This window comes from Pseudoalteromonas sp. SR44-5 (genome assembly GCF_014163675.1).
Classification (GTDB): Bacteria; Pseudomonadota; Gammaproteobacteria; order Enterobacterales; family Alteromonadaceae; genus Pseudoalteromonas; species Pseudoalteromonas rhizosphaerae.
Genome location: NZ_JACJDT010000025.1, coordinates 1 through 11,688, shown reverse-complemented (window position 1 = coordinate 11,688; position 11,688 = coordinate 1). Strand labels below are relative to the sequence as shown.

The window sequence follows — 11,688 nt, the reverse complement described above, 5'->3', positions numbered from 1 at the left end:
CCGCGCCTTAAATACGTTGTGTATTGACTATACTATTTTCTGTACCAAAGCTGTTTGCTATGTATCCATCAGCATGGTGATCATTATCCCAAATAGTACCATTAACTAAATATCGAAAATGAAACTGTTGATCGTTCGGTAAGCGCTGTTTTAACTTAAAACATTGCTCTTTTTTATTAAACTTCATAGTAACAGGTTGCCAATCAGTAAATTCACCAACTAACTGAACTTGCTCAGCCTGAGGATGCTGAAATTCAAATGTAACTTCAGCTTCATTTTTAGTTTTAAAAAATCGTTTACTTAACATAGTGGGCTCCAAACTAAACCTTAAGGTCAATTAATCCTTGCCACAGAAGTGCGTTCAACTACTCAACATACGCAGGGCTGTAAAATGTATTTTTATTAGGGCGTGTAACTTTTCAAGCTTGAAATTTGTTCAACTTTCAGACTGCGCTTGGTCGTTATGCTACGTTATCGCACAATCTATGTAGATAAAACACTACTATGTGCTCTGATTTGCCTAACAATCAAACATACTGCAGTAAAAGTAACCTCGAAAAATAAACACACCCTAGTTAAACAAAGTTATATTTATGCTTTATGACAGTGCAATTAAAAAAATATCGCACCAAATATGTGCAAATAAACACAAAACACTCACCTCATTATCACCAATTAAATGAGAGCAAGAACTAAACCAAGTTTAATCACGGTCTGAATTATGACCTTTAAAGTAGTTAACAAATAACCGCTGGTAAAGTGAATTTATTTAATGATTAAATTGAGTAAAAGTTCGGCAAACATCGATAAAATAACACTTAACAGGAAAAGGGTTGCTTTTACAAGACTATTGTAAAAGAAATGTTTTGTCAGTGACTCTGACAAACTATATACTGATAAAATTATGTAATACCTAATAAAAAACTCATATAATTGGGATAAAATGGTTTAATGGAATGACTAAATTTTTTCGCTTACTCAGTATTGCCTTTATTGCTATGTTTATTTTTTGCTACGGCATGAATATTTTATTGACCAAGCAAGTCAATACCATTAACCCGCAACAATCTAGTATTGCCACTCGCGCTTTTGATACTGCTACCACCCAACTAACGATGCCCTCTTGGTATAATCCTATATTAAATGGCCATTATATTGTTCGCAAAGATGGTACGGATTATTTACTTATTAAAGCAACAGACACACAATTTATTACTGCCCAAGTGTCATCAATGCTCAATGCCACTATTTTGTCACCCATAAACTTTATTCTATTGATTTTAATAGGTTTATTTTTAACGTGGTATTTTGGTAAGCAATTAAACATTAAACGCGAAAAACAATTAATAGAACAACTTAATACACAAACAAAAAAAGTAATCGAGTCATTTAACATTCAACTTCCTGAGCTTGAGCATGCAACAGAAGTTACCCGCTTAAGCCAAGCAATTAATGCCTTAACCAGCCATGTAGCCAATTATGCTCGTGAAACTCAAACCAGTATTTGCCAAGATAAATTGACCTTGTTAATTGACCGTCACGCTTATATTGAGCACTTAGACCGTCAACTCAGTGGTGCTGAACTCACAAACATTCACTGTGCCTTGTTATTTATTGATTTAGATGGTTTTAAGCAAGTAAATGACTCTTTTGGTCACAGTTTTGGTGATGAAGTATTGATTCAAGTAGCCGAACGCCTCGCCAGCGTATTACGCCATCACAAGCTTAATGATATCAATCCCACCAGTCTGCTAGAGCAAAATCTAGCACGTTTAGGGGGCGATGAATTCTCTATTTTTATTAATAACATTGATTCCAGTTCTAAAAGTTTGGATGTTGCACAGCATGTATTAAACGAAATAGAGCGAGACTTTGTACTAGGCAATAAACTAATTAAGATCAGTGCCAGTGTCGGTATTGCGGTTTATCCTGAGAGTGCATCAACTCCCCATGCTTTGTTGCAAATGGCGGATGTGGCTATGTATCGTGCTAAAACCGATGGACGTGGTATTTTTAAAGTCTATTCGCCAGAAATGGGCAATAAAATGCGTCGCTACCACTACTTACTCGAAGAGCTGCGTTTAGCGATTGCGTGTCATAATTTTCATTTATCATTTCAGCCTATTGTGCATGTTGAAGATTGCGCCATCGATTACTTCGAAGCATTAGTGCGCTGGGATCATCCTGTTGAAGGGGCTATTTCTCCAGTAGAGTTTATTCCGATTGCCGAAGAATCAAACCTTATATTAGAGCTTGGTGATTGGATAATGCTAGAGTCATGTCGACAAATGGCAGCTTGGCATAATGCTGGTATGCGCAAAGTTAAAATCTCAGTTAATGTCTCAGGCATTCAACTCAAACATCGCCCTATTCACGAATGGGTAATGAAAAAACTCGCAAAAACGGGTCTCCCGCCTACTTCTTTGATGTTAGAGATCACCGAATCAACATTGATCACCGCAAGTCACACTATTATTAATGAATTAGAAAAATTACGAAAAGAAGGCGTCACTATCGCAATTGATGACTTTGGTACCGGTTTTAGTTCTTTAAGCACCTTAGCTGATCTACCTATTGATGTGATCAAAATTGATAGATTATTCATAGCCCAAGCTAATGAAAACCCGAAGTATAATGAAATATTAAATTCAATCAGTGAGTTAGGCTCGAAGCTCGGCCTTAAAATCGTTGCTGAAGGGGTGGAAGAAATCGCCCAGTTTGAATTAGTGAAGCGTATGGGTATTAGCTGCGTGCAAGGGTATTTGGTCAGTCGTCCGCAGTCATCTGTGAATGTTGGCAGCAAAGTACTACAAGGAAATGTTAATCATATAGCGGCGACAGGCACTGGCGTATGGAGCCTCGAAACTTAACGATTATTCATTTATAGTCTTATTGGCATGGAAATTCACCTTAAAATAGATAATAATACTCAATAACTTAGTATCAGATTCTACTTCCTCCATGCTTAAAAAAAGTATTTATTCATTAATCTCAATCATCATTTTGGTGAGTATTGTACTTACCAGCATTTCAATTTATACCTTATACAGCAAAAAGAAACTCAGTGTTGATCCTAAACTCAAAGAAATATCGGGGATCGAATTTGATAAATTCAAGCGCTTGTGGGCAATAAATGACAGCGGTGATGATCCAAAACTTTATCGCCTCAACGAAGATGGCTCTATCGCCAAAGAGGTCCTTGTTACTAATGCGAAAAACATTGATTGGGAAGATATGACTCAGAATGACTTTGGGCACTTCTTTTTAGGTGACTTTGGTAATAATAAACAAGAACGTAAGTGGCTCACTATTTATAAAATAGAAAATCCCATCGACATCAAAACTGATACCACCGAAGCTGAAATTATCAAGTTTACTTATCCAGAACTTGACGGTAGCCCTATCACACCAGATAAGCGAAACTTTGATCTAGAAGCATTTGTTGCCTTTGGCCGTCACTTATATTTGTTTACTAAAAACCGTACTGAGCCGTTTGATGGCATTACTAATGTTTATAAAGTTGGCGATCATGCAGCTAATTTTGATGCGCAGTTAATAGATTCATTTAAAACCTGTACAACAATGGAAAAGCTTTGCTGGATAACCTCTGCAGCACTGAGCCCCGATCGTACAAAGTTAGTATTATTAGATTCAACAAGCATTTGGTTATTTGAAAACTTTACTGGTGATAAGTTTTTCTCAGGGGACGTATCACGAATAGATTTGGGGATTGTGACTCAAAAAGAAGCGATTACTTTCTATGATGAAAATACCATTGTATTTACCGATGAAGAATTTAAAGGAATTGGCGGTAACGCTTATGTCATTAAACTTGATGAAGTAACAAAAACTATCATTAAGAAAATACCAAAGGCGTCAGATTAAAATAAATCTATATCCGTGCTTTTATCATTTGAGTCAATCAAGTTGTTCTCCATTAACTGTTCATAAAAACACAGCCTATTGCGACCATTTTCCTTTGCGTAATAAAGTGCCTTGTCCGCATTTTCTAACACATTAATAGGAAAGTCGTAAGGGCTGATGCGACACATGCCAATACTAACGGTCATATTTTCAACAAATGGAAAATGAGTTTCTCTGATCATCTCCATAAACTCATTCATTTTCTTTTCAATCGACTCAAAATTGGTGGGTTCAAACACGAGCACAAATTCCTCTCCACCAAAGCGAAAAATCAAATCGGTTGAGCGTAGAAAGTGGCGCATTTTTTGTGCAAGCAGCAATAAAACTTCATCACCACAAACATGACCAAAGCTGTCGTTTATTTTTTTAAAGTGATCAATATCAAGCATTGCCAGCCAAGATGTTGAGCTGAGCCTACGCTTGCGATTGTTATCCATTTTTGCTGTTTTATGCTGTTTTATTACTTGCTTTTCAATTAGCTGCTTTATTTTTTTATCAAATGTTTGTCTATTTAACAGACCTGTGAGTTGATCCCGTTCATTTTCATGCAAGATAAATAAATAATTTTCATAGATACGGCAAAAGGCATTAAGCAACACTTGATCCGCACTTTTTAAATCTTTACATACAACCGCAATAGCGCCTATCGGCTTATCTTGCAAAGAAATTGGTAACCAACGCTTCTCAATGCCATCCGCTGATTGTACAGTAATAATGCATGCTGAGCGCAAACATGACAACAGTTCTGGCTCTGGTGAATCGACTACTTTACGTTGTGCCCATTCAAACTGATTACCATTAATTACTTTTAACGATATGCTGCGCTCAATCGTTAAATCAGTGTGTACGTCTAAATCCTTATAAACTACAATTTCTGTACAACCAACAAATTCTTGGATCGTCGAGATCAAGCTATATTCTAATGAATCTACATCACGGTTTTTAGTTATTTTAATAACAGAATTTAATAAGTTTTCTTCCATAGGGATCCTATATTCAAATAACTGAAGATTCTTAATTATGATTAATTACCCGAACATAAGTTCTAGAAAATATAAACCAAATAAAAACGCCAATAAAATTAGGGAGCATAATTACATTAACGAGTAAAAAACCCAGCGCTAGTAGTAAGTGTAGTGCGTAAATACTGTTTTGTTTAGTCGTAAAGATAGGAAATAATTTAACCTCAATACGCTACACAGCAAAAAATAATATATATAAAGTATGACATTCTGTATTTGTGGTCAACTTAGCGTTTAAACTTTGTTTCTAAAATAACAGAGGAAGTCGTACGTTCAACCCCATCTAAGTTACCAATGTCATCGAGTAAATGGCTGAGTTTTTCTAAATTTTGTGCTTGTACAACGGCTATCAAATCAAACTCACCACTGATAGCATACAATTGTGAAATAGCATCAATCTGCTTAAGTTCAAGGTTAGTTTTAGTGGTTAGTTTTTGCTTTACCTTAATTGATACATGGGCCGATACCATGGCACTTAAGTACGCATCGCCATAGTCAACACTGTAGCCCTTTATTACTCCAGTTTCTTCTAGCTTTAACATCCTACTTTGTACAGTTGAGCGCGATAAGTTAAGTGCCCTGGCAAGATCAGAAATACTCGCTCTGGCATTCGTGCGAAGTATAGAAAGTAGCTTTTCGTCTTGTATAGTTATCATATTGATTATTAACCTCGTCATTTTGTGTTTTATTTTAATCATTTTTCACAAAATAGCACTGCAAATTTAAGCTTTGAACTCAGATAATAGCGGTAGTAAATAAGAAAAATCATTAAAGCACATTATTGCAGGGTAATAACGGCTTGATTAACCCATCAAATGCAATTTGTTTTTTTCATATTAAGCCAGAATTAGGTGTAACAAATGCAAGTAACAAGAGAATTATTCAACGACGTAATGGTCCCTAACTATAACCCATCAGAGGTTATTCCGGTGCGTGGCCAAGGTTCTCGTGTTTGGGATCAAAACGATAAAGAATATATTGACTTTGCTGGCGGTATTGCGGTCAACTGTTTAGGTCACTGTCACCCAGCCCTTGTTAATGCGTTAAAAGAGCAAAGCGAAAAAATCTGGCACTTATCCAATGTGATGACTAATGAGCCAGCACTTCGATTAGCTAAAAAAATCACCGACGCAACATTTGCAGACAAAGTTTACTTTGCAAACTCAGGCGCAGAAGCAAATGAAGCAGCGCTAAAACTCGCGCGTCGTTTCGCATTGGATGTACATGGTGCTGATAAAAGCCAAATAATCGCATTTAACAAAGGCTTTCATGGTCGTACCTTTTTTACCGTAACTGTGGGTGGCCAAACCGCATATTCTGACGGTTTTGGTCCTAAACCAGCCGCAATTGATCATTGTGACTACAATGATTTAGCAGCTTTTGAAGCACTGATCAGCGATAAAACCTGTGCCGTAATGATGGAACCTCTGCAAGGTGAAGGCGGCATTATCTCTGCAAATAATGAATTTATCAAAGGTGTGCGTGCTTTGTGTGATAAACACAATGCATTGCTTATTTTTGATGAAGTACAAACGGGTGTAGGCCGTACAGGCTCACTATACGCATACCAAGAATTAGGCGTGACACCAGATATTTTAACAACAGCAAAAGCGTTAGGTGGCGGTTTCCCTATTGGTGCGATGATCACCACGACTGATATTGCAGCACATCTTAAAGTGGGCACGCATGGTTCAACCTATGGCGGTAACCCGTTAGCGTGTGCAGTGGCAGAAGCGGCATTTGATACCGTGAATACCGAACAAGTGCTAAGCGGCGTTAAACAGCGTGAACAGCTTTTCCGTGATGGTTTTGCAGCGATCAACGCAAAATACGACGTATTTAGTGAAGTACGCGGTAAAGGTCTATTATTAGGCGCCGTACTAAACAGCAAGTTTGAAGGGCGCGCTCGCGACTTCTTGGTAGCAAGTACTCAACAAGGACTAATGAGCTTAGTTGCTGGTACTGATGTTATTCGTTTTACGCCTTCACTGGTGATCCCACTTGAGGACATTAAAGAAGGTCTAGCGCGCTTTGAAAAAGCCGTAGCAGACGTTGTAAACGGTTAACCTAATTTAACGCCCTGTTTAGGGCGTTAATGGAGCACTTTTAAATGCAAGTATTACGTCCTATAACCGCAAATGATTTTGACTCACTAAAACAAATAGCAATAGAGTCAGGCCATGGTTTTACATCATTACCTGTTGATGATGCCTTGTTGCTAGAGAAAATTGAACGAGCAGAAAGGAGCTTTGCAAAAAACATTAATAAGCCTCAAGACGAGGGCTACCTATTTGTATTAGAAGACAGTGAAACAGGTCAAGTAGTCGGCACTACCGCGATTGAAGCGGCGGTCGGTATGAACGTTCCTTTGTATCACTATCATTTAGGTAAAACGGTTCATCATTCTCGCACTCTTAACGTATATAACACCGTTGATATTCTCAGTATGTGTAATGATTACACCGGCTGCTCAGAGATATGCACACTGTTTTTACGTGAAGATAGCCGCAAAGGGCTAACAGGACGTTTCTTATCGCGTTCACGCTTTTTGTTTATGGCTCAACACAGTGAGCGTTTTGCCGATACCATCATTGCAGAAATGCGTGGCGTTAGTGACGAAAACGGCCATTCTCCATTTTGGCAATGGCTTGAAGAACATTTTTTCAGTATTGAATTCCCACTAGCCGATCATTTAGTCGGCTTAGGCGATAAAGTATTTATTAGTGAATTAATGCCCAAGTACCCTATTTACGCCAACCTGTTAAGCAAAAAAGCGCAAGCTGTAATTGGTAAAGTACACGAGCACACTAAACCTGCACTAAAATTGCTTGAAAAAGAAGGTTTTGAGCATCGAGGTTACGTTGATTTATTTGATGCTGGGCCAACAGTTGAAGCCAAACTTGGCAATATACGTAGCATCCGTGAATCTCAAGTATGCCCTATTACCATAGGTGAACTTGATCATATTAATCAACAAAGTTCCGACACCTTAGCTATTTGTAATCAAGGCGTGAATGACTTCAGAGCCACTTTCACAAAACATGCACATTATAATCATGCTAAACATACCTTGATTATTAGTAGTGAAGTTGCAAAAGCACTTAAATTAAAACAAGGAGATGCAGCGCGGTTTTTCCGTCTGTAAACCTCTGTAGGAGTTTCTATGAGCGTTAATACGCACAACAGCCAACTAATCAATAACCAATGGCAAACTGGCTTAGGTCATGATTTCAGTTCAATAAACCCAAGTAACGGTGATATTGTTTGGCAAGGTAAAGCGGCAAGTAAAGAACAAGTAGACGCAGCGATTAAATCAGCTCGTCAGGCACACATTACATGGGCAAATACCCCAATTACAGAGCGTATTGCGGTTCTTGAGCGTTTTGTCAGCCAGCTAAAAGAAAATAGCGAAGAGTTTGCGACTATCATTGCCCGCGAAACAGGTAAACCACTATGGGAAACACGCACCGAAGTGGGTGCTATGACAGGCAAAGTGGCGATCTCAATAAAAGCTCATAATGAACGAACAGGCACTACTGAAAATCCAATGCCCGGCGCTAAAGCTTTTATTCGTCATAAGCCGCATGGCGTAGTGGCTATTTTTGGCCCTTATAATTTCCCAGGCCACCTCCCTAATGGTCATATTGTGCCGGCAATTTTAGCGGGTAATACCGTCGTTTTTAAACCATCAGAGCTAACCCCTCTTGTTGCTCAATACACACTTGAGTTATGGTTAAAAGCAGGCCTGCCAGCTGGGGTGATCAACCTTGTTCAGGGTGAAGTTGACACCGGTATTGCACTTGCTAGTCACCAAGATACCGATGGCTTGTTTTTTACTGGCAGCTCAAACACAGGTCATTTATTACATAAGCAGTTTGCTGGACATCCAGGTAAAATTTTAGCGCTAGAAATGGGGGGAAATAACCCGCTCATAATTAAAGATGTGGCTGACGTAAATGCTGCCGTGCATGACATTATCCAATCCGGCTTTATAACTTCTGGTCAGCGCTGTACGTGCGCCCGTCGGGTATTTATTGCAAATACAGCTAATGGTAATGCTATTTTAGAAAAGCTGATCACCGCAACTAAAAGTATTAAAGTTGCAGACAGCTTTAGCGAAGAACAACCTTTCATGGGGGCTATGATCAGCGAAAAAGCCGCGCTTGGGATGGTCGCCGCTCAGCAACAATTGATTGATATGGGAGCTGAACCTTTAGTTGAACTAAAACACTTAAAACCAGGCACCGGTTTTGTAAGCCCTGGTATTATCGATGTAACAAATGTGGCCAGCATCGCAGATGAAGAACACTTTGGCCCATTAATTAAAATTTATCGCTATAGCGACTTTGACAGTGCAATTGTGGAAGCGAACAATACCTCATTTGGTTTATCGGCTGGGCTTTTAAGTGACTCAAGTGAAGATTATGAGCACTTCTTAAAGCACATTCGCGCCGGTATTGTTAACTGGAATCGCCCAATTACCGGTGCATCAAGTGCCGCGCCATTTGGTGGTATTGGTGCCAGTGGTAACCACAGAGCGAGCGCCTATTACGCCGCAGATTACTGCTCATACCCAGTAGCCTCTGTTGAAGCACCAAGCGTTAGTTTACCAAGTACCCTTGCGCCGGGCTTAATTATTGAATAATCAGTCTGCAGCTTAACGGCTGCAGAAATTAAATTAAGGAATTAAAAATGCACACAGATGTAAATGCCCTTTTTGACAACTTATGGCAAAACTACCTAGCGGTAACACCGTCAGCTGTAAAAGTTCATGAGCTACTAGGCTCGACACAACAAGATGATGTGATCAACGACCATATTGCACTACGCACTTTCAATCATGAAAAAATTGGTCTGGAAAAGTTAGCCGCCCATTTCTTAGCCGTCGGTTATAAAGAATGTGGTGAATATCATTTTGAAGCTAAAAAATTGTATGCTAAACATTATGAGCATAGCGATCCAAAGCAACCAAAAGTATTTATTTCTGAATTACTTGTAGAGCAATGTTCTGAGCAACTGCAAGCCATCGTTAATGAGCTGGTTGCCAGCATAGATGCAGATGCCGTAACCGCAGAAAACTTCTTATACTCAGGCACCCATTGGCAAGTAAGCTCTGAAACTTATAAACAGTTACTGGCTGAAAGCGAATATGCAGCGTGGATGTCAGCATGGGGTTACCGTGCTAATCATTTCACCGTGAACATTAATGAACTTGCCAAATTTGATAAAATTGAAGACGTTAACCAAGCGCTTAAAGATGCCGGTTTTGCCCTTAATATTTCAGGCGGGGAAGTAAAAGGCTCACCTGAGGTATTACTTGAGCAATCATCAACCCTTGCCGATGACTTTGCCGTAGAGTTTAGTGACACGACGATGAGCGTACCTAGTTGTTTTTATGAGTTTGCCCTGCGTTATGCGAAACCTGATGGTGAACTATATACCGGTTTCGTTGCTGCATCGGCCGATAAAATTTTTGAAAGCACCAATGCACGTTAATAAATCTAGATTCAGATCATAAGTGCATGTGTTTACAGCTGGGTACTTACTGGCTGATTTAATAAAGTACTTAGCTGTACGATAGAAAAAACGCAGTTGTTCATTACAACTGCGTTTTTATTGTTTTTATACTAGGATTATGAGTCACTATATAAATAGTGGTTTATAGTCGTTTTCTAACTGTTCAAATGACAAATCACCAATAAAACGGCCAAAACTAAGCCACGTTGCTAAACCGCGTAAATCTTTAAAATGTGGTGGAACAAACTTAGGGTCTTCAATTACACCTAAATCATGTAATTGTGATATTAGTCTAAAGTCATCAATCGAGATTTTACCCACTAACAGCAAAGGTAATTGATCGATGCGACCAAGTTGTATCGCAACCCGAATTAAATTGTAAACCAATACAAACCCTTTGATATAAGCGATATCTTTAGTAAATGGCAAGCCTGTTGCGGTACTGCCACGAAATACTCGCTGGGCCAATGTATAGCTCTCATCTTTACTCAAGCCTTGAGCAACATAATCACGATATATATCAACAAACTCAGCCCCATCAATTACCTTGGTCACCGCTTGAATACGATTTACTAACTTCGCTAAACGACGAGGGGTTGATTTAAGGGTGATGATTTCGGTTAGTACCGCCAGCCCTTCTTGTGTCACTGTTGAACTTGGCGTGCCTTTACTTAAACAGGTTAAGTATGGCTGAGCTAAACCATTTTGGGTTGTACCGACGTGGATCCAGCCCTCATGTACTTCTAAAATATCAAGCTCACGTTGAGAAAACTTTACGTCTTGATTTAGCTTAATATTATTAGCACCAGCAGCTGCATCACTGACGATCCCATCACTAATAACCACTTCAACATCGATACCTGGCATGCTTAAACGTACTTGTTCAGCAAGAATTCGAACGGCTTCATCAGCATCTATATTTTTAGGATCATCTGGTAAAATATCGGCCGCCAATAGATTTTTGAGCGGTAACTCAAGCATATTTGCAAGCTCTGATAACGATGGCTCACCGGCATGAAATAAATCTTTTGGATGACCAAACAACTCTACAGATAAATCATGAAATTCAGCAGTGCCACGGTATTCAAGCATACTCAATACTGTTTTGTACTCGCTGCACATTTTACTCATATATTGAGCGATAGGATTGAGTTGCCCAAGCTGGCTAATGATATTACGGTTTAGATCAGAAAATGCTTGGCGTAGCTCGCTAGGTACAAAACCT

10 protein-coding genes are annotated in these 11,688 nt (G+C 39.0%); 6 read left to right on the top strand and 4 right to left on the bottom strand.

The genetic code is table 11. The features are described 5' to 3' along the window. Positions 1–7 precede the first annotated feature (7 nt). Positions 8–307: an isoamylase early set domain-containing protein gene (locus H5154_RS13860; protein ID WP_182718642.1), complete on the bottom strand. Its 300-nt coding sequence runs from the start codon at positions 305–307 to the stop codon at positions 8–10. A gap of 649 nt (positions 308–956) precedes the next feature. Here H5154_RS13860 and H5154_RS13855 point away from each other — a divergent pair. Both H5154_RS13855 and H5154_RS13850 read left to right on the top strand, forming a co-directional pair. Beyond that, positions 957–2,870: a bifunctional diguanylate cyclase/phosphodiesterase gene (locus H5154_RS13855; RefSeq protein ID WP_182718641.1), complete on the top strand. Its 1,914-nt coding sequence runs from the start codon at positions 957–959 to the stop codon at positions 2,868–2,870. 91 nt (positions 2,871–2,961) lie between these two features. Beyond that, positions 2,962–3,885: a hypothetical protein gene (locus H5154_RS13850; protein ID WP_182718640.1), complete on the top strand. Its 924-nt coding sequence runs from the start codon at positions 2,962–2,964 to the stop codon at positions 3,883–3,885. Here the strand turns inward: H5154_RS13850 and H5154_RS13845 are convergent. Further along, a complete protein-coding gene (locus H5154_RS13845; protein WP_182718639.1) occupies positions 3,882–4,907 on the bottom strand; it encodes a GGDEF domain-containing protein in 1,026 nt (341 codons plus the stop codon). The genes H5154_RS13850 and H5154_RS13845 overlap by 4 nt on opposite strands. 266 nt (positions 4,908–5,173) lie before the next feature. Continuing rightward, positions 5,174–5,602 (bottom strand): Lrp/AsnC family transcriptional regulator, encoded by a 429-nt coding sequence (locus tag H5154_RS13840; RefSeq protein WP_145235943.1) that lies wholly within the window; start codon positions 5,600–5,602, stop codon positions 5,174–5,176. 204 nt (positions 5,603–5,806) lie between these two features. Between H5154_RS13840 and H5154_RS13835 the strand changes: the two genes are divergently transcribed. From H5154_RS13835 to H5154_RS13820, 4 genes are read left to right on the top strand one after another with little or no spacing between them, the layout of a single operon-like run. Further along, a complete protein-coding gene (locus tag H5154_RS13835) occupies positions 5,807–7,012 on the top strand; it encodes an aspartate aminotransferase family protein (RefSeq protein ID WP_149980154.1) in 1,206 nt (401 codons plus the stop codon). A 44-nt stretch (positions 7,013–7,056) separates the two neighbouring features. Continuing rightward, on the top strand, positions 7,057–8,091 hold the full coding sequence (astA, locus tag H5154_RS13830) for an arginine N-succinyltransferase (RefSeq protein ID WP_149980153.1): 1,035 nt from the start codon (positions 7,057–7,059) through the stop codon (positions 8,089–8,091). 18 nt (positions 8,092–8,109) lie between these two features. Continuing rightward, positions 8,110–9,591: a succinylglutamate-semialdehyde dehydrogenase gene (gene astD / locus H5154_RS13825; RefSeq protein WP_182718638.1), complete on the top strand. Its 1,482-nt coding sequence runs from the start codon at positions 8,110–8,112 to the stop codon at positions 9,589–9,591. A 47-nt stretch (positions 9,592–9,638) separates the two neighbouring features. Next, positions 9,639–10,442 (top strand): DUF1338 domain-containing protein, encoded by an 804-nt coding sequence (locus H5154_RS13820; protein ID WP_149980151.1) that lies wholly within the window; start codon positions 9,639–9,641, stop codon positions 10,440–10,442. A 147-nt stretch (positions 10,443–10,589) separates the two neighbouring features. On the opposite strand, the gene H5154_RS13815 is transcribed toward H5154_RS13820, so the two are convergent. Further along, a partial coding sequence (locus tag H5154_RS13815; RefSeq protein ID WP_182718637.1) for a flavohemoglobin expression-modulating QEGLA motif protein occupies positions 10,590–11,688 on the bottom strand: 1,099 nt, incomplete at its 5' end.

Excerpts from the sequence above, each read along its gene's own strand:
- H5154_RS13860 (WP_182718642.1), bottom strand. The coding sequence starts at position 307 with ATGTTAAGTAAACGATTTTTTAAAACTAAAAATGAAGCTGAAGTTACA.
- H5154_RS13855 (WP_182718641.1), top strand. The coding sequence starts at position 957 with ATGACTAAATTTTTTCGCTTACTCAGTATTGCCTTTATTGCTATGTTT.
- H5154_RS13850 (WP_182718640.1), top strand. The coding sequence starts at position 2,962 with ATGCTTAAAAAAAGTATTTATTCATTAATCTCAATCATCATTTTGGTG.
- H5154_RS13845 (WP_182718639.1), bottom strand. The coding sequence starts at position 4,907 with ATGGAAGAAAACTTATTAAATTCTGTTATTAAAATAACTAAAAACCGT.
- H5154_RS13840 (WP_145235943.1), bottom strand. The coding sequence starts at position 5,602 with ATGATAACTATACAAGACGAAAAGCTACTTTCTATACTTCGCACGAAT.
- H5154_RS13835 (WP_149980154.1), top strand. The coding sequence starts at position 5,807 with ATGCAAGTAACAAGAGAATTATTCAACGACGTAATGGTCCCTAACTAT.
- astA (WP_149980153.1), top strand. The coding sequence starts at position 7,057 with ATGCAAGTATTACGTCCTATAACCGCAAATGATTTTGACTCACTAAAA.
- astD (WP_182718638.1), top strand. The coding sequence starts at position 8,110 with ATGAGCGTTAATACGCACAACAGCCAACTAATCAATAACCAATGGCAA.
- H5154_RS13820 (WP_149980151.1), top strand. The coding sequence starts at position 9,639 with ATGCACACAGATGTAAATGCCCTTTTTGACAACTTATGGCAAAACTAC.